Source organism: Streptomyces lunaelactis, from assembly GCF_003054555.1.
GTDB lineage: Bacteria > Actinomycetota > Actinomycetes > Streptomycetales > Streptomycetaceae > Streptomyces > Streptomyces lunaelactis.
Genome location: NZ_CP026304.1, coordinates 4,226,222 through 4,248,244 on the forward strand (window position 1 = coordinate 4,226,222; position 22,023 = coordinate 4,248,244).

Below are 22,023 nucleotides of genomic sequence, written 5' to 3' on the forward strand. Positions count from 1 at the left end.
ATCGAAGAACTGAAAGGCCAGGCGACCCGCTCGGGATCTCCTGGCCGTTGGGGGCTACTCCGAAGCGGCCTCGACGTTAAGCGAATAGTCCACCCCGACCGAGAAATCGTCAGACTCACCGCGAATCGTCAACGCGTGCTGCCCAGGTTCCAGTGGCGGCAGCTGCACCCATACGCCACATCCAGTAGCCGTGAAGCGTCCGTCTGTCCCGGTGACAGGGTTGTTGGCGACCCCCAGCACGGAGATCGCCTCCCCTCGGAGTGCCTCCGAGGCGACCTTCTTGCCATCCAGCACCGCGGACCCCTTGGCGGCACTCATGAAGCCTGCGCAGGCCGACGGATTTCCTATGAGGTTCACAAGGGGGAAAGCGAGAGGCACTCCGTTAGGGACGCTGCACGTTCGCTTGACCTGACCGCCGAAAGAGCCCGCCAGAAACCATACGTCTCGTGACTGGTTGCGCCCGCATGAGCTTCCGTCCTGGTCAGCAACGGGGTTCGTCTGCTCAGGTTCCGACGCCGCCCACGTCCACCACCGGCTTTGCAGATCCCCAGAGGAGAGACGGCCCTCTGTCGAGGGCGGTACTGGGGGAGAGGGGACAACCGTTGCACGCACCCCTGTCTCTGAACCTGCGGTCTGAGCCCCACATCCCACCAATGCGGATAGCACCGCCGCAGCAAGTCCTGCTCTTCGAGCCTTGACCCTCATGAACGCCCCTCCCGGTGTCGCACTGATCTCTCGACTCCCTGGTCGACGTGCGACATGCGCGACACCCTAGCCGCGAGCTGGGTCGGCACTCGGACCTCAGTCCGTTTGCTGTACACCCAACGCCAGAGGCCCCCGGATTATCTCCGGGGGCCTCTGGTCTGCTGTGCACTCGGCAGGATTCGAACCTGCAACCTTCTGATCCGTAGTCAGATGCTCTATCCGTTAAGCTACGAGTGCCTGGCGTTCCGGGCTTTTCTGCCTGGTCGGCGTTGCGGGAACAACATTACATGACCCGCGCCGTCAGGTGAAATCCGTTAAGCACACCCCGCCTGACCTGCAAAAACACTGCAGAAACGGTGCCTGGACGCGACGCTGAAACGACCGAAGCCCCGGCCATCAGGACGGGGCTTCAGTGATCAACTGGCGGAGGCGGAGGGATTTGAACCCTCGATGGGCTTTAAGACCCAAACCGCATTAGCAGTGCGGCGCCATAGACCGGACTAGGCGACGCCTCCAGCACACCCGCGTGGGCGCGAGTGGTGCGTGCAGATGATGACACAGCCCAGCGGGGTGTCACCAATCGCTGCCCACGGTACTAGGCACGTGGGCCGCAGAGCAAAGTCCGGCCGCTGAGCAAACTCCGGGAGGCCGGGGCCTGTCCCCCACAGGGCGTCCGTCCGGTTGCGCAACGCCGGGGCGCAAGGAGCGTTAGAGAGGGCGGGGCATCGCGCCCCGGCCGGACCCGTGACTCTCCAGCTCCAGGAGCTCCCATGCTGCGCCGCCTCGTTCTCACCGCTCTCACCGCCACCGCGTCCGTCGCCGCGCTCGCCGCCGCCGGGCCGGCGGCCGGGGCGTCGCCCCTGCCCTTTCCGCTGCCGCTGCTCTCGTCACCCGATGAGCTGACCGTGACCGTCTCCGAGTCCGGGAGCACGCGGACCGACGGGCGGTACGAGCTCGAGTGCGGGCCCACCGGCGGGACGCACCCGTCGGCGCAGTCCGCCTGCGACCGGCTGGACCAGTTGGCGCAGCAGGGGAAGGACCCCTTCGCGCCGGTGCCCCAGGACCAGATGTGCACGCAGCAGATGGGCGGTCCCGCCGGCGCGCACGTCACCGGAACATGGCAGGGGCGGAGCATCGACGCCACCTTCAGCCGGGCCAACGGCTGTGAAATCTCGCGCTGGCAGATGATGGAGCCGGTACTGCCCAACACCAGGTCATAGGCCCAAGGCGTACGTCATGTGCACACAACCTTGGTGAGAGCTCCCCCTCATCCGCCGTCACGCCCGCATCCGCTGCCTTTAGACTCCCTCCAGTGACAGGCTGAGGCCCGAGGGGCAAGATGGGACCGGCCGTCCGCAATATGCAGTAGGTCAGGGAGGAAGCGTCGTCGTGAGCAGCAGGCCATCCCGAGGCGCTGCTCGCCTCGCAGCCATACTCGACGCCCTCCCCGACGGGCTGGTGCTCGTCAATGCCAACGGCACGGTCGTCAACGCCAACACCATCGCCCTCGAACTCTTCGAGTCTCCCGGCACCGCACTCGTCGGGCGCGGGCTGCTCGATCTGCTGCCGTCCTTCGACTCGCGGCTGATCCCCGGCTCCATGCGACGGCCCGAGGCCGCGGACGAGCGGGGCCGCACCAAGCCTGCTCGGATGGTCGCCCGGCGCACGGACGGCAGCGAGTTCCCGGTCGAGGTGACCAGCGCGAGTCTGGAGGACGGGCGCGAGGCCTATGCCTCGTCCAGCGGCTACACCGGCGACGAGCTGCTGATGCTCGTCGTACGTGATCTGTCGGGCACTGTGGACACCGAAGCGGAGCTTGCCCGTTCGCAGCGGCAGACCGAGATGATCCTGCGGGCCGCTTCCGAGGGTGTCGTCGGGACGGACACCGACGGGCGGGTCGTGCTGGTCAATCCGGCCGCCGCGCAGATCCTCGGATTCCGGGCGAGCGACCTCGGCGGCCAGGAGCTGCACCCCCTGATCCTGCACTCGCGGGGGGACGGCGAGCCCTTCCCGTACGAGGAATCGCCGCTCGCGGACACCCTCAAGTCCGGCCGCAAGCACCGGGTGCGCGGGCAGGTGCTGTGGGCGAAGAACGGCTCGAAGGTGGCCGTCGACCTGACGACCGCGCCGGTGCGGGACGGGGATCAGCTCGTCGGCGCGGTGATGACCTTCACCGACCGGCGTCCGTACGAGGAGCTGGCGGAGCAGCACGCGGCGGAGCTGGCGGAGGCGACGGAGCGGCTGACGGGCGAGCTCACGGAGACGACCGAGCGGCTCACGGCGGACATCGCGGACAAGTCGGAGCGTTACGCGGCCGAGATCGAGGTGCGCGACGACCGGTACGAGGAGCTGGCCGCCCGGCATGCCCAGTTGACCGCCGTACTCGGCGAGTCGCTGCGCGGGCCGCTGGAGGAGCTGCGCGCCGAACTGGGCACGCTCGCCGCCGACCCGGCCGGGCAGCTGTGGCCCGAGGCCAACCAGATCCTGCACCATCTGACCGCCGGATACGCCCGGATGACGACACTTGTCGACAATGTGCTGGGCTACCAGCGGCTCGACACCGGGGCGGAACAGCTTCGTAAGGCCAAGGTGCTGCTCGACGGGGTCGTGGCGGCCGGGGTCGAGGGCGCGATCGAGCTGATCGGCCCGGGGCGGGCGCAGTTCGCGGTGCACGCGCCGCCCATAGAGGCCGAGGTGGACGGGGTGCGGCTGGCGACGGCGCTGGCGCATCTGGTCGCGGACGTGGCCGGGGTCGACTCGACCGGCAAGGCCCGGGTGGTTCCGGGCGGCGGCTACGTGGACTCGACGATCGTGGTGGCGGCGGCCCAGCGCGGTGACGTCGTACGGATCGAGGTGCGGGGGCCGTTCGCCGGGGGAGACCCGGTGCACGAGCCGATCGTGCGCGGGATCGTACGGGCGCACGGCGGTGTGCTGCAGACGCATGAGGTGCCGGGGATGAGCGGCAGCGCGTACGTCCTGGAGGTGCCGCTCGGCGAGGGCTCAGGGACGGTGACGGCTCCACCCGCGGCCGGTCCGGAGGGCGGCGCGCTCGCGCTGCCCGAACAGCAGACGAGTGGATCACCGGGTACGTCCGGCGGGGGCGGGCGGCGGCGCGCGCGGCGGGCCACCACGGATGCCTTCCTGGACAGCCCGGTGGCCATCGAGGACCCGGTGACGGCCGCGCAGCCGACCGGGCGGCGCCGGGCCCATGGAGCCCACGGTGCTCCCGGGTCTCCCGGGTCTCCCGCGGACGAGCCGCAGCAGGAACGGATTCCGGCCCAGGACTCGGGCGAGGGGAGAGGTTCCGGGAGCGACGGCAGTGGCGGCACCGGACGGCGGCGCGGGCGGCCGAGCCCCGCCGAGCAGTCCGCCGCGACGGTCGGAGCTGCGGGCGCCGCGGGAGCCGCTGGTGCTGTCGGAGCTCTCGGAGCTCTCGGAGCTCTCGGAGCTGTCGCGGGAACCCTTGAGCCCACCGGGGGTTCGGTGGTGACGGCCGCGGAGGGCGCTGCCTCGACCGGACGGGCTGCGCTCGGCCAGGCGGTGCCGCCGCAGGGCGTCCCCGTCCAACCGGAAGGAACGGGTCCGTCGGGCCGGCGCGCACGGCGTGGCGGGGAGGGCGGCGGCATGCCCGAACTGTCCGCCGCTCCGGCTGCCGTACCTGCCGCTCCGGTCACCGTACCTTCGGCGACCTCCGCCGCTGCGGCTTCGGACGGATCACAGCCGGCCGGGCGGCGGGCCAGGCGGGCGCTGGCGGCCGCACCGGCCGCCGTGGAGAGCGGGCGCTCGGCGTTCGCGCTCCCGCCGGCCGAGGCCGACCGGATCGCGCCGGTCGCGCCCCTCCCCCCGACGGCCGGTGCGGCGGACGCCTCGCCGGCGGCCCGGCACGACGCCGTACGCACCGAGCCGGGCACGGATCACCACACGCCGTCGCAGCAGCATCCCGTACCGACGGGCCGCCGCCGCGCCCGCAAGGACGCCCAGCCCCAGCCCCAGCCCGTGCAGGCGCTGGAGGCCCACGCCCTGGAGGCCCCGCAGACACCGGAAGGCGCCGCGCAGGCATCCGGACAGCCGGGATGGGGAGGGAACGGCACCTCGGGCACCGGCCTCGCCGCTCTCGCCGCGACCGGTCACCGCCTGGCCACCGACGACTCGACCGGTCACCACATGGCCACGGACGACGAGGGCGCGCGCGGGGAGACGGTCCAGGACACCGGTTCCGTATCGCTGCCGCTGCCGCTGCCCCTGCCCGCCGAGACACCCGCCCGGCCGGCCCCCGCGCGCGCAGCACAGCCGCTGCCCCCCGCACAACCGCTGCCCGCCGAGGCGCCGGTCTCCGCGGACGCCTCGCAGGGGCGGGCCTTCAGCGTGCGCACGCTCGGTCAGGGCGTGCCGTTCTCGCAGCAGATCGCCCAGCAGCAGAACCAGACGCTCGGCGCCGGCCGCCGCCGCAAGCTGGCCACGCCTCCGGAGGGCGAGCGGCCCGAACCCGCCGCCCGTCCGCACCCGCAGGCCGCCACGCAGATCGGGCCGCGGCTGTCCGCGGCGCAGTCCGAGGGCCGGTCGTACGCCATAGGCGCACCCGACGAGGGTGCGGAGGGACCCGAGCCGCTGGACGGGCCGGGGGGTGCGGTCGAGGTGGCCAACCAGCCGCAGCCGCGTCCCGTCGACGACGAACTGCCCCCGGAGCCGCTGGACAACCCGCGCCGGCTCCTTGTCTGGCCCGCGCCCGATGTCTCCACGCAGCAGGCGCTGAGCGACCGCGGCTACCGCCCGGTCGTCGTGCACTCGCGCGAAGAGGTCGACGCGCAGATCGCGGCCTTCCCGGCGGCGCTCTTCGTCGACCCGCTGACCGGCCCGATCACCCGGACCGCGCTCCAGTCGCTGCGCCAGGCCGCCGTCGCCGCGGAGGTCCCGGTGCTGGTGACGGCGGGCCTGGGGCAGGCGACGCGGGAGGCCGCGTACGGCGCCGACCCTGCCGTACTGCTCAAGGCGCTGGCCCCGCGCGACAGCGAACAGCATCCGCCGCGGGTCCTGTTGATCGAGGAGCACGAGGAGATCGCGCTCGCGCTGACGGCGACGCTGGAGCGGCGCGGCATGCAGGTCGCGCGCGCCGGCGCGGATACGGACGCGGTCACGCTCGCCACCCAGATGCGGCCGAACCTGGTGGTCATGGACCTGATGCAGGTACGCCGCCGACGCGCGGGGATCATCGACTGGCTGCGCGCGAACGGCCAGTTGAACCGCACGCCCCTGGTCGTCTACACCTCGGCGGGCCTCGACCGGGCGGAGCTGCCGCGGCTCTCGTCGGGCGAGACGGTGCTCTTCCTCGCGGAGCGCTCCACCAGCAGCGACGTCCAGGCCCGTATCGTCGATCTGCTGGCGAAGATCGGTACGAACTGACGTGAAAGGGGCGGCGGTTGTGACCGCCGCCCCCTTCCGTACCCGTGCTACAGCTCGGTGACGTCCAGCTCGCCGTCCGCGTACTGCCTGCGGATCACCTTTTTGTCGAACTTGCCCACGCTCGTCTTCGGCACCGCCGGGATCACCGCCCACCGCTCCGGCACCTGCCACTTGGCGATCGTCTCGGCGAGGAAGGCCTTGAGCGTCTGGTAGTCCGCGGTCGAGCCCTCCTTCAGCACCACCGTCGCCAGCGGCCGCTCACCCCACTTTTCGTCCGGGACCGCGACGACCGCGGCCTCGGCGACCTCCGGGTGTGCCATCAGCGCGTTCTCCAGATCCACGCTCGAGATCCACTCGCCGCCGGACTTGATGACGTCCTTCGCGCGGTCGGTCAGTGTCAGATAGCCGTCGTGGCTGATGACGCCGACATCGCCCGTTTTCAGCCAGCCGTCCTCGCTGAACTTGTCCTCGGGCCTGAAGTCGTCGCCGCCCGCGCCGCCGTAGTACGCGCCCGCGATCCACGTGCCGCGCACTTCCAGCTCACCGGCCGACTCGCCGTCCCAGGGCAGCACCTCGCCGCCGGGGCCGACCAGCCGGGGCTCGACGCCTGCCGGGAAGCGGCCCTGGGTGACGCGGTACGGCCACTCCTCCTCCGCGCTCAGTCCGGCCGGCGGGTGCGCCATCGTGCCGAGCGGAGAGGTCTCGGTCATGCCCCAGGCGTGACAGACCCGCACGCCGAGCTTGTCGTACGCCTCCATCAGCGCCGGCGGGCAGGCCGAGCCGCCGATGGTGACGGTCTTCATGGAGCTCAGGTCCCGGGGGTTCGCGGTGACTTCGGCCAGCAGCCCCTGCCAGATGGTGGGGACGGCCGCGGCGTGCGAGGGCTTCTCGCGCTCGATCATGTCGGCGAGCGGCGCGGGCTGCAGAAAGCGGTCGGGCATCAGCATGTTGATGCCGGTCATGAACGTGGCGTGCGGCAGTCCCCAAGCGTTGACATGGAACTGCGGGACCACCACCAGCGTCGTGTCGCGGTCGGTCAGCCCCATCGACTCGGTCATGTTGACCTGCATGGAGTGCAGATAGACGGAGCGGTGGGAGAAGACGACGCCCTTGGGGTCGCCGGTGGTGCCCGAGGTGTAACACATGGCGGCACCGGTGCGCTCGTCCAGCTCCGGCCAGTCGTATGTGCTCGGACGGCCGGCGATCAGCTCCTCGTACTCGTACACCTGCGCCTGTGCGTCGGCGAGCAGGGCGCGGTCGCCGGGGCCGGAGACGACGATGTGCTCGATCGTCGGCAGATGCGGCAGGAGCGGCGCGAGCAGCGGCAGCAGCGAGCCGTTGACGATGACGACGCGGTCGGCGGCGTGGTTGACGATCCACACCAGCTGCTCCGGGGGGAGGCGGAGGTTGAGGGTGTGCAGGACGGCGCCCATGGAGGGGATCGCGAAGTACGCCTCGACGTGCTCGGCGTTGTTCCACATGAGCGTGGCGACGCGCTGGTCGCCGACGACTCCGAGTTCGTCACGCAGGGCATTGGCCAGTCGGGTGGCCCGCTCGCCGACCTCCGCGAACGTGCGGCGCTGCGGCTCGGCCTCCCCCGTCCAGGTGGTGACCAGTGATTTCCCGTGGATCGTCATCCCATGATGAAGGATGCGGGTCACAGTCAGTGGTACGTCCTGCATGGTGCTCAGCACGGCGTCCTCCCGGTGGGCGCTAGCGCTACGTGGCAGTAAGGGTTGTGCAGATTCTGCGACGTACCGCTCGGTATGTCACTACCCGGGAGTAAGGAATCGCCGCGCCGTCGGCTGGATCGCCCCTTATGGGGCCCGGCATCACCGTGCCATCGGCCCGGCGTCAGCGCACCGGCGACAGCTCCGGGTCCTCGCGGAGCTTGCCGAGCGCCCGCGACACCGCGCTCTTGACCGTGCCGACCGACACTCCGAGGACCTCGGCCGTCTGGGCCTCGCTGAGGTCTTCGTAGTACCGCAGCACGACCATCGCGCGCTGCCGGTCCGGCAGCTTCATCACGGCGCGCCACATCGCGTCGTGCAGCACCTGCTGCTCGGCCGGGTCTGCCGTGGGCACGCTCTCCGGCTCGGGCAGCTCGTCGCAGGCGAACTCGTCGACCTTGCGCTTGCGCCACTGCGAGGTGCGGGTGTTCACCAGGGCACGGCGGACATAGCCGTCGAGCGCCCGGTGGTCCTCGATCCGCTCCCACGCGACGTACGTCTTTGCGAGCGCGGTCTGCAGCAGGTCCTCGGCATCGCTCGGGTTCGCGGTGAGCGAGCGGGCGGTACGCAGCAGTACGGGCCCCCGCGCCCGTACATACGACGAAAACGATGAGTACGGCGCGTACGACACCACCGGCGCGGCGGCCCTCGAAGCGCTTGTGCAGACTGGCGTGGTCATAGGTCCACGCTAGGAGCGGGCACTACTGTCGCGGATCGGCCCCAGGTCCCGAAGCCCTCTCCGCCTCAGGTTGTACGGGTGGTGCTGCCCCGACCTCCTGAAGGTGGAGGAGACCCTCAGGGTCGGATGCGGGCCACGAGCCCGCACCGGAGCCTCCATCAGCCGTCCGCGCCCAGAATGAGCCCCGATGTCGGTACGCCGGTGCCCGCCGTGACCAGGGTCCTGGCCGCGCCCGGTATCTGGTTGAACGAGGTGCCGCGCAGCTGTCTGACCGCCTCCGCGATGCCGTTCATCCCGTGCAGATACGCCTCCCCCAGCTGACCGCCATGGGTGTTCAGCGGCAGCGCGTCCGCCGCCACGAACTCCGCCGCCCCGCCCGGCTCGCAGAACCCGAACTCCTCCAGCTGCATCAGCACGAACGGGGAGAAGTGGTCGTAGATGATGCCCACGTCGATGTCGCCGGGAGCGAGCCCGGAGGTCTGCCAGAGCTGCCGGGCGACCACGCCCATCTCGGGCAGACCGGTGAGGTCGTCCCGGTAGAAGCTGGTCATCTGCTCCTGCGCCCGGCCGGCGCCCTGCGCGGCTGCGACGATCACAGCTGGTGGCTTCGGCAGGTCCCTGGCCCGCTCGGCGCTGGTGACGACGATCGCCTGCCCGCCGTCGGTCTCCTGGCAGCAGTCGAGCAGCCGCAGCGGCTCGACGATCCAGCGCGAGTCGGCATGTTCGGCGAGGGTGATCGGTCTCTCGTAGAAATACGCCGCGGGGTTGTTCGCCGCGTGGCGGCGGCCGGTGACGGCGACATGGCCGAACACCTCGGGCGTCAGCCCGTACGTATGCAGATAGCGCTGGGCGGCCATGGCGACCCAGGAGGCTGGGGTGAGCAGCCCGAACGGGAGATTCCAGCCGAGCGCCGCACCCTCGGCCGAGGGCTCCCGCTGCTGCACCCCGGAGCCGAAGCGGCGGCCGGAGCGCTCATTGAACGCCCGGTAGCAGACGACGACTTCGGCAACGCCGCCGGCGACGGCCAGGGCGGCCTGCTGCACGGTGGCGCAGGCCGCGCCGCCGCCGTAGTGGATACGGGAGAAGAAGGACAGCTCACCGATGCCCGCCGCCTGGGCGACGGTGATCTCGGGGCTGGTGTCCATGGTGAAGGTGACCAGACCGTCGACGTCGGCGGGGGAGAGGCCGGCGTCGTCGAGGGCGGCGTGCACCGCTTCGACGGCCAGCTTGAGCTCGCTGCGGCCCGAGTCCTTGGAGAACTCGGTCGCCCCGATGCCGACGACGGCCGCCCGGCCGCCGAGCGTGTCCCGGCCGCGGATGCTCATGTTCCTTCCCCCGGAACTGTCACTGCCACCGTGCCGGTGACGTGGTTGCCGATGCTGTTGGCGCCGACGACCCGCACTTCGGCAGTGTCGCCTTCCACGGAGGTGACCGTGCCGCTCAAAACCATGGTGTCTCCCGGGTAGTTGGGCGCACCCAGCCGGATGGCGACCCTGCGGAGCACGGCCCGCTCCCCGAAGCAGTCGGTGATGTACCGCCCGACCAGACCGTTGGTCGTGAGGATGTTCATGAAGATGTCCGGGGATCCCTTCTCCTTCGCGAGTTCGGAGTCGTGGTGGACGTCCTGGTAGTCCCGGGAGGCCACAGCCCCGGCGACGATGAGCGTGCGGGTGATGGGGATGGTCAGCGGCGGCAGCTCTTCGCCGACACTCGTCATACGGGCTCCTCCTTCGCGAGCAACTTGCCCAGTTCGGCGAGGAGTTCCGGGCCGGAGCCCAGGTAGGCGTCCAGCTGGCGGCCCCACAGAAAGTGCCGGTGGACGGGATGGTCCAGGTCGGCACCGGTCCCGCCGTGCAGATGCTGCCCGGCATGCACGACACGCTTGCCGGCCTCGGAGGCCCACCATGCGGTGGTGAGCACCTCGGCGGCGGCGTCCAGCCCTTCGTCCTGCCGCCAGGCGGCTTCGTAGGCCGTGACCCGTATCGCCTCCGTATCCATGTACGCGTCGGCGGCGCGCAGCAGCACTCCCTGGTTGGTGGAGAGCGGACGCCCGAACTGCTCGCGGGTCGCGGTGTGTTCGACGGCCCGGGCGAGCGCGCCCGCGCAGACCCCGGCCTGGAGACCGGCGAAGGCGGTACGGCCCAGGGCGAGCACGGACTCGTACGCACCGGGCCCGCCGAGCCGCTCGCCCGCGGCCCCGGACAGGACGAGGCGTGCGGCCGCCCACGGCGCAGTGGTCTCCACCTCCGTGACCTCCGCGTCGGCGGTCCGGATCAGCCAGAGCGCCCGCTCGGCGTCCGGGACCAGTACATGCGTGGCGTCCCGCAGCCACGGCACGAAGGGCACCGAGCCACTCAACCACCCCGGCGCGGAGGCCCGAACCCCGCCGTGGGCCGGGAACGCCCCTGCCGCCACCGCTGTGCCGTCGCGCAGCGCGGGCAGCAGCCGGGCCCGCTGCTCGTCCGTGCCGTGCGCGGCCACCGCCAGCAGTCCGTACACACAGGTCGCGGCGAAGGGCACCTGCGCGGTGGTCCGCCCCTGCTCCTCCAGCAACAGCACCAGACCGAGCAGACCTATGTCCTCGGCGGCCCCGGGAAGGCCCGCCGAGCACAGCGCCTTCCACAACTCCGTGTCCGTACCGGTCCCGGCGGCGGCCAGCCGCTCATGCGTGGAGAGGTCGCCGAAGATCTGCGCCGCCAGGTCGCGCGCGGCCGTCTGCTCCTCCGTGGGCGTGAAGTCCATGTCAGCCCGCACCCCCGTCCGGGCCCCGGAAGACCGGAAGCTCCAACTCCTCGTCCACCCGGAGGAATTCGAGCTGTACGGGCATGCCGATCCGCACCTTGTCGTACGGCACCCCGACCACATTGGTGACCATCCGTACACCCTCCGCCAGCTCGATCAGCCCCACCGCGTACGGGGGGTCGAACGCCGGGAAGGGAGGGTGGTGCATCACGACGTACGAGTACACGGTCCCGGCGCCGCCCGCCTCCACCGTGTCCCACTCGGGCGAGCCGCAGGCATTGCAGCCCGGCAGCCAGGGAAGGCGCAGCGCAGCGCATTCCCCACAGCGCTGGATCAGCAGCCTGTGCTCGGCCACCCCGTCCCAGAACCCGGCGTTGTCCCTGTTGATCACTGGCCGTGGCCGCCGGCTCAGGGCCGCGGGCCCGGATTTCCGGCGCGCGGCCGGTGCGTACTTGAGGATGCGGAAGCGGTGCGTGCCCGCGAGCTCCCCGTTCGCCCGGACGTCCATCCGCGTCGTGACGAAGTGGCCCGTCCCCAGCTTGGTGGTCTTGAGCTCCGACACCGACTCGATCACCGCGTCGAAGGTGATCCGGTCCCCCGGCCGCAGCGGCCGCAGATACTCCTGCTCACAGTCGGTCGCGACCACCGAGGTGTACCCCGCCCCGTCCAGCAGGGCGAACAGCTCGTCCTGCGCCGCGGTCCGGTCCGTATGCCCGGAGAGACCGCCCATCGTCCATGCCTGCAGCATCGTCGGCGGCGCTATGGCATCCGGCCCCATGTAGGCGGGGCCGGTGTCCCCCATTGCCTCGCACCAGTGCCTGATCATCGGCTCGTTGACCAGGTCCTTGCCGACGCCCGCCGTGGCCGCGGCCCGCCCCTCGTACGCCTTCAGCTGTCCGTACAACTCATCGGTCACCTCTTCCCCCTCTTCATGCCGAGCCGCATCGTCGCGACGATCTCCCGCTGCACCTCGCTCACCCCGCCCCCGAAGGTGTTGATCTGCGCCGCTCTGTTCATCCGCTCCAGCTCCCCGTCACCCAGAGCTCCGATGTCGAGCGAGCCGGGCGATCCGCCCCGGATCAGCCCCTCCTCCCCCGTGATTTCCTGGCACATTCGATACACCTCGACCGCGGATTCGGTTCCCGCGAACTTCACGCCGCTCGCATCGCCGGGCGCCAGCCGGCCCGCCCCCACATCCCCCACCAAACGCCAGTTGAGCAGGCGCGTTGCCGCCAGCCGGGCGTGCACTTCGGCCGCTCTGAATTGCACCCACGGCTCGTCAATCCGTCGCCCACCCGTCACTGGATCGGGCGTACGCGCCCGCTCCAGTGACGCCTCGTAGAAGTCCTCGGCCTGCATCCCGATCGCCGCCAGCGCCACCCGCTCGTGGTTGAGCTGGTTGGTGATCAGCCCCCAGCCGCCGTTCTCCTCGCCGACCAGGTTCTCCGCGGGCACCCGTATCCCGTCGTAGTACGTCGACGTCGTGGTGAGTCCGCCCACTGTCTCGATCGGCGTCCAGGCGAACCCGGGCGCGTCGGTCGGCACCAGGATGATCGAGATGCCCTTGTGCTTGGGCGCCTGCGGATCCGTACGGCAGGCGAGCCAGATCCAGTCGGCGTTCTGGCCGTTGCTGGTGAAGATCTTCTGCCCGTCGACGACCCACACCTCACCGTGATCCGTCCGTTCCCGCACGGCGCGCGTACGCAGCGACGCGAGGTCGGTCCCGGCCTCCGGCTCGCTGTAGCCGATCGCGAAGACGACGTCCCCGCTGAGGATGCGCGGCAGGAAGAAGGCCTTCTGCTCCGTGGTCCCGTACGTCATCAGGGTCGGTCCGACGGTGTTCAGCGTGACCATGGAGACGGGCGCACCGGCCCGGTACGCCTCGTCGAAGAAGACGAACTGCTCGTCGGGGCCCCGCCCCTGGCCTCCGTACTCGACGGGCCAGCCGAGCCCGAGCATCCCGTCCGTGCCGATCCGCCGCAGCAGCCGGCGCCGCTCCGCCTCGTCGTCGGCGGGCGGCGGTCCTTCCGGCATCACATCTCGGAAGTACGAACGCAGTTCGGCGCGCAGCTGCTGCTGCCGCTCCGTCGGGGCGAGGTGCACGGGGGGCCGCCTCCCGGGCATACGGATCAGAGGTTTCTGACTGTCCGTCAGATACATATCCGCTGTCAAGGCCGGCGTCGGACGCGAGCACCGCACACAGGGGCACCCACAGCCGCAACAGACGGCGTCACCACGCACAACGGCCTGCGCGGCGGCACCGAAGTGCCGCCGCGCAGGCAGTCGTTCACCCCTTGGCCAAACCCCCCATCGGGCCGGTCACCACCACAGAGGCGTGAAGTTCACCACCGTGTTGGACTGGTCGATCGCAGTGAAGCCGGAGCCGTTCACGCTGGCGGTGTTGTTCTGATTGGACGCGCCGGCACCGCTCGCCACCTGTTGAGTGGTGGTCGAATTGCCCCAGTTATCGCCGCCTACGCCGCTGACGATCGAGGCCACCGTCGCGTTCGATCCGTCGTCCGCGAAGGCGCCATTGTCGGCCTGGGCAACACCCGAGAAGAGGGCGGCAGCGAGGGGCAGGGCAACGACAGCGGCGATGGCGCGGGCGGTACGGATGCTTGCCATGTCATTTCCTCCATGAACCGGAACTGCAGAAGTACGGCTTGTTCCAAGGCGGTTGGCCGACCGCCCCGGATCTTGGTCACGACGTCGCGAGATCAGAGTTGCCCACCGAATCCACTACGAACCACGCCGGAGCACCCAATTCCCCCTCAAGCGTGAGGACATGTCGATAAACCCCCTTCGCGCCCGCAGGGCCCCAGTTCACGCCGGTGCACACCACACAGCCCGGCCAGGACAAGGGATGAAGCGTTTCGGCATATGTTCGGCCAATTCCCCCCCCTTCCCTTCTTCGAACACGTGTACGAAGATAGACCTATGGCCGCCACCGACCGGCAGACCGCCACCCTGGCCCTCGCCCACGCTCTCTCCGCCGCCGAGCGCGGGCTCCCCGTCATCCCCCTGTCCCCCACCAAGCTCCCGCCCTGCGCTCACCCCACCGGGGCGACCCCGAGCCGGTCCTGTGCCGCGGCGAATGCGGCCTGCCTGGCCATGGGGTCCACGACGCCACCACGGACCCAGGGGGCATCCGCGCCCTGTTCGCCGCCGCCCCCTGGGCCACCGGCTACGGCATCGCCTGCGGCCGGCCGCCGCACCATCTGATCGGCATCGACCTCGACACCAAGTCCTCGACCGACTCCGTGGCTTCGCTGCAGCACCTGGCCCTCCACCATCTGTTCACGATCCCGGATACGGTCACCGTCCTCACCCCGAGCGGCGGCCGCCACCTCTGGCTGACCGGCCCGCCCGACGTCGTCGTCCCGAACTCCGCAAGCCGGCTCGCCGCCGGCATCGACGTCCGCGGCGCCGGCGGCTATCTCGTCGGCCCCGGTTCGGTGAGCGCCCACGGCGCGTACCGCCTCGCGCCCGGCACGGCCGAGCTGTCCCCCGCGCCGTGCCCCCGCGCACTCCTGCGCCTCATCACGCCCCGCACGCCCCACCACCCCACGCACCCGCCCTCCGCCCGCCCCAGGGCCAGGGCCTGGTCCAGTTCGTCCTCGCGGCCCACGAAGGCCAGCGCAACACCCGGCTGTTCTGGGCGGCTTGCCGCGCCTACGAGAACGGTTTCGGCGACGACCTCGCGGACGCCCTGACCGAAGCGGCGGTCCGCGCGGGCCTGACCGAACGCGAGGCCCGCGCAACGATCGCCTCGGCCGACCGGCTGACCATGGGCCGCGGCGGCCGATGACGAACTCTGAGGCCGACAGGAAGGAACTCTGAGGCCCTGGTCAGGGCCGCCCATCACCACTGTCCGCGTGCGCGCGCGACCGGACTGCCACACCCTGGAGGTAGGGGCACCGCGGGCCGGTAGTCCTGCTCCACCCGCCAGCGGGTCGTGGGGCCGGCGGCAACCGCGGCTTCCCCGCGCGGCCGCGGTCCCGCGCCCGCCCCCGGGGAGACTCAGGGAGACCCGCCATGAGCACTCACAAGGCCGGAAGAGACACCACCGTACTGAGCGACTGTCTGGAAGTGCCCGGGATCGGCTTCATCCCGGTCAACGCCTTCGTCCTGCACTCCGAACAGCCCCTCGTCGTCGACACCGGCCTCGGGCTCCCCGACCGGAACTTCCTCGAGACGCTCGGCTCGGTCCTCGACCCCGTCGACGTACGGTGGATCTGGCTCACGCACCCCGACCGCGACCACACCGGCGGACTGTTCGATCTCCTCGCCGCGGCTCCCAAGGCGCGCGTGGTGACCACCTTCATCGGCGCCGGGATCATGTCCACCGAGCGGCCACTTCCGCTCGACCGCGTCTTCCTGGTGAACCCCGGCCAGTCCCTGGACGTCGGCGACCGCACACTCAAGGCCTTCCGTCCGCCGCTGTTCGACAACCCCGCCACGGTCGGCTTCTACGACGACCGGTCCCGGACCTGCTTCAGCTCCGACTGCTTCGGCGCCCCCATGCCCAGCGCGGAACTCGCCGTCACCGACAACGTCGGCGACCTCGCCGCCGAGCAACTGCGGGACGCCCAACTTCTGTGGGCGACGGTCGACAGCCCCTGGATCCACGCCATCGACACCGACAAGTACCTCGCCACGGTCCAGCCCCTGCGGACCATGGACCCCGAGATCGTCCTCTCCACGCACCTGCCGCCCGCGGTCGGCCTCGCCCCAAGCATGATCGACACGATCACGACGGCACCCGCCGCAGACCCCTTCGTCGGCCCGGACCAGCAGGCACTCGAGCAGATGCTCGCGGGCTTCGAGCCGGCCGGCAGCCGCTGACCGGCGAACGCAGAAAGGGTGCCTCTCAATGAGAGGCACCCCTTCTGACCAGCTCTTACGCTGACCTGCGCGGTGGGTGTGGGATTTGAACCCACGGTGACATCGCTGCCACGACGGTTTTCAAGACCGGCCCATACGTCGACCCTTCAGGCACCTGACCTGGGAAGACAAGCGTCGCAGGCCTGCCATCCCGGAATGTTGGCCACAGGTTGGCCGCGCAGCGCCTGACCAGACCACTTCGTCCATCGCCGACGACAAGTCCCTTATACAAGTGCGCGAGGCGCTCGGCACGAACGGTGTCCCGGTGGTGCTGTTCCCGCGGGTCAACGTTGCCCACGCTCGTCATCCGCGCAAGGAAACGGATCCCGTCTCCGCCCGGGTCGGCCAGCCAAGTCGAGCCCGTAGGGGTGTGCGTCTGCGATGCACCTTAAATCGAACACATGATTGAATTGGAGGCATGGCCCACACCGCTTTCCCGTCCGATCTGGTGGAGGCCCAGCGCGCCTGGGACCGCACCTACGCGGAGCTTGCTGCCCGCGAGGTCCCTTACACGGCACTGCGTCGCCGTCTGCTGCGGCTGTCCTGCCGCCTCGCTGCCCATCCCTTCTGGGGCACCGATCGGGGCCGGTCGCCTGCGGCCCGGGTGGAGCTGCGCGAGCTGGTCCGCTCACAGGAAGAAGGGGAGACCCATGGCCGCCGATCACCTCACTGAGCGGCAGGTGAGCATCCTGCGGTGCATCACGGAGTGGATCGCCGAGTACGGGGAGGGCCCCACGATCCGAGAGATCGGTAAGAGCGTCGGCCTGTCGAGCACCTCGTCCGTGGCGTACCAGCTCCGCCGGATGGAACAAGCCGGAGTGATCACCCGAACCGGCCGGCAGTGGCGCTCCTGCCGCCTCGGCAACTGACGCGGGCCGCCTGGGTCATTGCGCTGGGCCAACGCTTCAGCCGATGAGTGCCTCGATTGCGCTTCTGAGGGTTCCGACGAGCGAGGCGAGGGACGCAGCGGAACCGATCGCGAGGCCCAGCATCTCCAGGGTTTCGGTTAGACGGCGCCCGTCCGGAGTGGGGCTACGCAACTCCTCGTCAATCCTGGCGACGGCCTGCCGGCAACTGTCGATGCTGTTCACCTCGTCAGCGTGCGCGTCGAGCGCAGCCGCCAGTTCGGTGAGTCTGTTCTGCGCGACCAGCAGTCCGGGGTCGTCCGCTGGTCCGCCCGAGACTTGGACCTGGCGCATGTCGCCACCGACCCTGCCGGTGTTGACCTGGTTGCCGCTGCCGGTGATGTGGGTGCCACCGCCGGCGTTTCCTCGTCCGAATGTCATGATCAACCTGCCTTCTCGGTTTCGTTTGCCGGACCGCCTGGCGCGTGGCCTTGTTGCATGCCACCGCCCATGTTGCCGGTGTTGACCTGGTTGTTGTTGCCGCTGATGTAGTTCTGGGTGATTTCGATGGCCTGGCGTTTGAACTCGCCAGTCGCCAGTCCGTGGTCGGCAAGAAAGGCGCTCACCGTGTTGAACATGCGTGATTGCAGGATCGACACGTAGCGCTGAACGTCCTCGGTCTGGTGCATGTCCTCTGTTGTGACACGGCTGCAGTGCTCTCTCAGGCTCACCGGCAGACCATCGTCTTTCTGGCGGACAGCGACAGCGGCCGTGGTGACTGCGGTCAGCAAGCCGAGGCCGCGTCCGATGGTGGTGTAGGCCCGTGCAGCGAGCGCTACGGTGTCCCCGCACGCATGGAGCGGTGTTTCAGCCAGCTTCCTGGCGAGATCCCAGCCCGTGGCGGGGGTACCGTTTGCCGAGGGAAGCAGTGGTGCCAGGACATGCGGGCGGGTAACGAAGTGCAGGGTGTTGCCTTCCAGGGCGGCATGCGCGTACACCGTTACGACGATCTGACCGTCCCAGGCGACGACTTGCGCGGCGAGGTATCTGCGTGAGAAGTGGCCGGTGGGAGCATCCCGGGCTTCGGTACACATCTCGGTGGCCTCCGGCCACTCATGCTTGTCGCCCTCTCCGCTGGTCTGGCTCAGACTCTTCCATCGTCCTTCGGGGACTCCGAAGAACTCCGCCACGTCGCAGTTCGGCAGGGCGTGAGTCTCGACTAGAGCTCCACAGAGCTTTTCCAGCTCGTCGCGCACCTTGTCGAGCAGCTCGTCTGCCTCGAACTTCTGGCTCTCGTCGAGGCCGGTGATGTCGGCAGGATCCAAGGATTGGCTATCCTCTTCGTCCTCATTGGTGCGGGCTGCCGTCAGCTGGATACGGGTAGCGCCCCTCGGCCATGAGTCGAGGCCGGCTCCGACGAAACGATCCGCCCCGCCTTCCTTGTGATACGCGATGCTCTGCCACTGCTCGGTGACCCTGCGCCCATCGATTCTCTTGGCAGCGAACGGCGCTAGGAAGGGACGCTCGGCGATGTGTTCGCGGCCTGGACGCAGCGACTGCAGGTAGGCATGGCACGCCCAGCGATCAAATAGGTACACCGCAGTTATTGCGATCAACAGTTGCGGCGCGACAAGTAATCCGTCCAGTGCGGCATCGCGCAGCACCGGGATGCGTGGTCTGACGAAAGTCCAGAGGCCAAACAGCACTCCGGCTAGAAGTACAGCGGGCACCAGCGCGCTAAACCCCCACCGCAAGATCGCCTGGCCAGGGCGTCCAACGATGAACTGCCAAAGCAATACGGTAACGACGATCGCTGCCAGCCCTCGCACATGGGACGCCCCCAGGTAGACCAGCGCCGCTATCAAGAGCGCGCCCCGGAGTCTGCGCTGTCGCCGTGCAGCAAGGCTGTGCGTGAGCACGGGCGCCAGCCCGAATCCGAAGGACGGCACTGGACGCTTCCGTGCGTACAGCACGTTCGTCAAGGCCCACTGTGCGAGCGACTCACCGGTGAATTCGTCCAGAGCTCGAATGGGGCGTTGGGGTCTTCCCTGAACTTTGTCCTGCCATCGTCCGAGCCAGTCCCGCGCCTGCCCAATACGGTTGACTCGCTCATGCACGGAACCGGCCAGACCTCGGATCACCGAGTTCGTTCTCGGCACCGGGTCCCGCCGCGCATACTCAGTCCGAGCCGAGCCCCGTCCGGCGACGTAGGCGATCGGCCTCCCATTCACGCTGTCTACAGGGACTCCCGGCACACCTTCGGGCCCCTGCGGCCCGGTGTGATCCGGGCTGCCCCCCTTGGGTGCCGCAGCCCTCCATGACAGCAGCGGCATCTGCCACCTCCCCCGAGGAAGCTGCTTGTGAGGACCCCACCCTGTGCCACACAGTCCCAACTTCACTGGGAAATGACTGCGTCTGGCTCAGAAGCGCCCTCGGGTCGGCCGACACGCTACGAATCGGCCTGGCCTTGAATAGCGGGCGGAGGCATGCTCTCTTGCCCTCCAACATCACGGCCGCCTGCGGGAATGCCCCCACCACGCTCGGCCGGAGGTGGCCTCCCGCTGCGGTCCGAGTGGTCGCGCGGGTGCGCCGACGCACTGGCCTCACCGGCAGATGCGGCAAGCGGAGAGCACGCGGCGTCGGAGCGGTCCAGACAACAAGCAAGGCCCAGGTCGCTGACCCGGGCCTTGCTCGTGGAGCGGGTGACGGGAATTCAACCCGCGCTCTGAGCTTGGGAAGCTGCGATCATTTGTGGTCAGCTTGGCCGCTGAGCTGGGCAAACGGTCGGGCAGTTGCCTCGTCGGTGGCGCTTGCTTTCACCGTGATTCCCCGCTGTTCCCCGCTCGTTCTGGTGCGGTTGTGGTGCGGTCCGCATCACCAGACCGCTTCATCAGAGACCCCTTCCACGCCCTGGCGTAGCGTCGTGCTCACCCTCGCTGCGCTTGCCGCGGTTCCACGTGATGACACCTTTCCTGCTGGGTGTAGCCGCCGGGAACGTCCACGCTCACGGAATCCCAGAAGGGCTCAGACTCGCGGAAGTGTCCGCCGCCCGTGTGCCACTGGACTCCGGGGTAGGCGCGGCGCAGAGACCAGAGAGCGGCTGAAGCGAGGCCGCAGCGCTTGTAGCCCTCATAGGAGTAAGGCGATTCCACCCAGCCGATCTCGCACAGATCGCAGACCACGTACTCGACCTCGAAAGCCAGGTCGGATCTGAAGTAGGCCGCTCGGATGCGCCAACCTGTCCGCTCATAGTGCCCGGCGGGTCGGTCGACCCAGGGTCTCGGCAGGGCGGCAGTCCGGTCGAAGCGGTAGGACTCGGGGTATACCCATCGGCGGAGCCGATCGCGCCAGGTCGGCTTGTCGGGCCACTCCCGTACCCAATACACGTCGTCAGCGAGTTGGGCCAGGGCGCGGATCGCTGTTTCCTTCTCTGCCATGGGCTCTCCGTCCGTGCTTCTGCAAGTGTCGTGGGTCTCGGTCAGTCGTGGGGGCTGTCGTTCAGCACTGCGTTAGACAGCCTTGCGAAGCCCCACACGCTTTCCAACTGTGTTGGTGGGGTCTTGGGCTGGGTGCAGGGGCGTTCACCTGCGTTCATGGGCGGTCGGTCGTAGAAGCGGCTATCGGCTTCGGTCTCGTCTGAACGGCCATGAACGGTGCTGAATGAGACGGAAACCGAGACGGACGGCAGAGCCAGGAGTCGCCAGCATCCCCCGAGTCGAGGAGGAGCATGGCACTGGGCCGCAATGGAGCACGACGCATCGTCGTCGACGGCACGGCCTACCGCTGGCGGCGGCGCAGTGGGTCCGCCTACTTTCAAGCCCTGTCCTGGACACAGTGCACGTTCGCGGTCGAGCATGCAGACGCCCCGGGAGAACGCTCGGGGGCACCACCAACCAGCCACATCCGAGCCACTAGCTCGGACGCGAGGCCAAGCATGTACTGCCATCCGACGTGGTCCAAGCCATAGAATCTGCCCTTCGCGAGGGTGGGACCCCAACAGCTCCGGGCTCCCCGTTCCACCTCGACCAGGGTGCCGGCTTCACGCCCTCGCTTTGAGGGGAGCAAAGGGTGAGCACCCCTTTAGGGACTCGCTTCGACTGGCAGGCGGTTGATCAGAAACTCAGCGAGCCTCCTGTAAAGCCGTCATCTCGTCCGCTGCGTAGCTGATTTAATCCCACCCATGGAGATCCTTGCGGGGGACTGGTGGGCCTCCGGCTCCCTATGGCAGTTCATCATCACGATCATCGCGGGCATCGCGGTCGGCGTCCTTGGCGCATGGGCCACGTTCAGGTCGAACAACCCGAAGCACAGGATCAACTGGTGGGTGAAGTCCAATACCCCCCTCATCAGCTTGCCGCAGTTCTCCGCGGGTAGCGGGCCACTCACTGTCAACCTCGGTCCGGATCAACTGAGTCAGCCCCGCATCGTTGAGCTAGTCATTGCCAACCAGGGGCGACGCGACATCACGGCAGACATGTTCCATGCAAGCGAGCCGATCAGGTTTGACCTCGGCCATGAGGTCAAAGCGATCTTGGAGGTAGCGAACGTCCCAGTCGGCAGCTTGCGTCCAGACCTGGCTACCGGCCGACAGGTCACCCTGGCCAGTCCTGGGAGCGTTCGCGGGTGGCTTGACGTCAAGCCGTCCCTCCTACGTCGCGGGCAGGTCGTCACTGTGACCTTGCTGGTCGACGGCGACGAGCGGAAGGTGAAGTGCGAGCGCTTCCCGCTGATCAACGTCACGCCAGTGGAAGGACCGCCGGGGGCGCGCAAGCGTGCATTCGCTGAGGCGTTTACCACCGCGGCGCTGTCGGTGGGGCCGCTTCGCATCATGCGGTAATTGAACCCTAATGAGCGTTTGGGTACCCGCGGTGAGCCCTTAGCTTGGGAAGCTCCTCAGAGACCCGCGATCAGGGGCGGAAGCGGCGAGCGCGTCCGGAGGGGCGGTCATCGTTGGTCGTCTTCGGTCGACGTTGGGCCCCTTCGGACGGCCCACAGACGGCCCGCGTCCGGGCCCGAAGCGGGGGCCAAGAAGCCGCAG

18 protein-coding genes, 3 tRNA genes and 1 pseudogene are annotated in these 22,023 nt (G+C 69.3%); 7 read left to right on the plus strand and 15 right to left on the minus strand.

Annotated elements, in window-relative coordinates; all coding sequences use genetic code 11:
• Positions 1–54: 54 nt before the first annotated feature.
• The 3 genes from SLUN_RS41345 to SLUN_RS19345 all read right to left on the minus strand — a co-directional run bounded on the left by SLUN_RS41345 (position 55) and on the right by SLUN_RS19345 (position 1,220).
• Positions 55–318 carry a hypothetical protein gene (locus SLUN_RS41345; protein ID WP_254710413.1) on the minus strand — a complete coding sequence of 88 codons (264 nt, stop codon included), beginning with the start codon at positions 316–318 and terminating at the stop codon, positions 55–57.
• Between the two features lie 551 nt (positions 319–869).
• Positions 870–942: transfer RNA gene (locus SLUN_RS19340), tRNA-Arg, on the minus strand.
• A 184-nt stretch (positions 943–1,126) separates the two neighbouring features.
• A tRNA-Ser gene (locus SLUN_RS19345) sits at positions 1,127–1,220 on the minus strand.
• A gap of 255 nt (positions 1,221–1,475) precedes the next feature.
• Between SLUN_RS19345 and SLUN_RS19350 the strand changes: the two genes are divergently transcribed.
• Together SLUN_RS19350 and SLUN_RS19355 are read left to right on the plus strand one after the other, a co-directional pair.
• Complete coding sequence (locus SLUN_RS19350; RefSeq protein WP_108150034.1) at positions 1,476–1,925, plus strand: SSI family serine proteinase inhibitor; 450 nt, start codon at positions 1,476–1,478, stop codon at positions 1,923–1,925.
• Positions 1,926–2,094: 169 nt separating this feature from the next.
• Entirely contained in the window at positions 2,095–6,105 is a 4,011-nt protein-coding gene (locus SLUN_RS19355; RefSeq protein ID WP_108150036.1) for a PAS domain-containing protein, read from the plus strand.
• A 47-nt stretch (positions 6,106–6,152) separates the two neighbouring features.
• Here SLUN_RS19355 and SLUN_RS19360 read toward each other — a convergent pair whose 3' ends face one another.
• The 8 genes from SLUN_RS19360 to SLUN_RS19395 form a co-directional block, all read right to left on the minus strand.
• A complete protein-coding gene (locus SLUN_RS19360) occupies positions 6,153–7,799 on the minus strand; it encodes a long-chain fatty acid--CoA ligase (RefSeq protein WP_108150038.1) in 1,647 nt (548 codons plus the stop codon).
• Between the two features lie 160 nt (positions 7,800–7,959).
• Positions 7,960–8,514, minus strand: coding sequence for a SigE family RNA polymerase sigma factor (locus SLUN_RS19365; RefSeq protein WP_108150040.1), 555 nt, complete (start codon positions 8,512–8,514; stop codon positions 7,960–7,962).
• Between the two features lie 158 nt (positions 8,515–8,672).
• A complete protein-coding gene (locus tag SLUN_RS19370; protein ID WP_108150042.1) occupies positions 8,673–9,839 on the minus strand; it encodes a lipid-transfer protein in 1,167 nt (388 codons plus the stop codon).
• Entirely contained in the window at positions 9,836–10,231 is a 396-nt protein-coding gene (locus SLUN_RS19375) for a MaoC family dehydratase (protein WP_108150044.1), read from the minus strand. The genes SLUN_RS19370 and SLUN_RS19375 overlap by 4 nt, the downstream gene beginning before the upstream one ends.
• Entirely contained in the window at positions 10,228–11,256 is a 1,029-nt protein-coding gene (locus SLUN_RS19380) for an acyl-CoA dehydrogenase family protein (protein WP_108154837.1), read from the minus strand. Before SLUN_RS19380 ends, SLUN_RS19375 begins: the two co-directional genes overlap by 4 nt.
• A gap of 1 nt (position 11,257) precedes the next feature.
• Entirely contained in the window at positions 11,258–12,172 is a 915-nt protein-coding gene (locus SLUN_RS19385) for a bifunctional MaoC family dehydratase N-terminal/OB-fold nucleic acid binding domain-containing protein (protein WP_108150046.1), read from the minus strand.
• Positions 12,169–13,359: an acyl-CoA dehydrogenase family protein gene (locus SLUN_RS19390; protein ID WP_108150048.1), complete on the minus strand. Its 1,191-nt coding sequence runs from the start codon at positions 13,357–13,359 to the stop codon at positions 12,169–12,171. Before SLUN_RS19390 ends, SLUN_RS19385 begins: the two co-directional genes overlap by 4 nt.
• A gap of 216 nt (positions 13,360–13,575) precedes the next feature.
• Positions 13,576–13,881 (minus strand): hypothetical protein, encoded by a 306-nt coding sequence (locus tag SLUN_RS19395; RefSeq protein ID WP_108150050.1) that lies wholly within the window; start codon positions 13,879–13,881, stop codon positions 13,576–13,578.
• Between the two features lie 312 nt (positions 13,882–14,193).
• Between SLUN_RS19395 and SLUN_RS19400 the strand changes: the two are divergent.
• Positions 14,194–15,064: pseudogene (locus tag SLUN_RS19400) on the plus strand (bifunctional DNA primase/polymerase).
• Between the two features lie 227 nt (positions 15,065–15,291).
• Positions 15,292–16,101, plus strand: coding sequence for an MBL fold metallo-hydrolase (locus SLUN_RS19405; RefSeq protein WP_108150052.1), 810 nt, complete (start codon positions 15,292–15,294; stop codon positions 16,099–16,101).
• A 70-nt stretch (positions 16,102–16,171) separates the two neighbouring features.
• On the opposite strand, the gene SLUN_RS39500 is transcribed toward SLUN_RS19405, so the two are convergent.
• Positions 16,172–16,256, minus strand: a tRNA-Ser gene (locus SLUN_RS39500).
• 302 nt (positions 16,257–16,558) lie between these two features.
• On the opposite strand from SLUN_RS39500, the gene SLUN_RS19415 reads away from it, so the two are divergent.
• Together SLUN_RS19415 and SLUN_RS19420 are read left to right on the plus strand one after the other, a co-directional pair.
• Positions 16,559–16,813, plus strand: coding sequence for a DUF8825 domain-containing protein (locus tag SLUN_RS19415; RefSeq protein ID WP_108150054.1), 255 nt, complete (start codon positions 16,559–16,561; stop codon positions 16,811–16,813).
• Positions 16,791–17,009 carry a LexA family protein gene (locus SLUN_RS19420; protein WP_108150056.1) on the plus strand — a complete coding sequence of 73 codons (219 nt, stop codon included), beginning with the start codon at positions 16,791–16,793 and terminating at the stop codon, positions 17,007–17,009. The genes SLUN_RS19415 and SLUN_RS19420 overlap by 23 nt, the downstream gene beginning before the upstream one ends.
• A gap of 36 nt (positions 17,010–17,045) precedes the next feature.
• Here SLUN_RS19420 and SLUN_RS19425 read toward each other — a convergent pair whose 3' ends face one another.
• From SLUN_RS19425 to SLUN_RS19435, 3 genes are all read right to left on the minus strand, one after another.
• On the minus strand, positions 17,046–17,426 hold the full coding sequence (locus SLUN_RS19425; protein ID WP_254709958.1) for a DUF5955 family protein: 381 nt from the start codon (positions 17,424–17,426) through the stop codon (positions 17,046–17,048).
• A 2-nt stretch (positions 17,427–17,428) separates the two neighbouring features.
• Positions 17,429–18,958, minus strand: a complete 1,530-nt coding sequence (locus SLUN_RS19430; RefSeq protein ID WP_257153926.1) for an AbeC-like domain-containing protein — start codon at positions 18,956–18,958, stop codon at positions 17,429–17,431.
• 954 nt (positions 18,959–19,912) lie between these two features.
• Positions 19,913–20,422, minus strand: a complete 510-nt coding sequence (locus SLUN_RS19435; protein WP_108150059.1) for a hypothetical protein — start codon at positions 20,420–20,422, stop codon at positions 19,913–19,915.
• A 743-nt stretch (positions 20,423–21,165) separates the two neighbouring features.
• On the opposite strand from SLUN_RS19435, the gene SLUN_RS19445 reads away from it, so the two are divergent.
• Positions 21,166–21,822, plus strand: coding sequence for a hypothetical protein (locus tag SLUN_RS19445; protein ID WP_108150061.1), 657 nt, complete (start codon positions 21,166–21,168; stop codon positions 21,820–21,822).
• Positions 21,823–22,023: the final 201 nt, after the last annotated feature.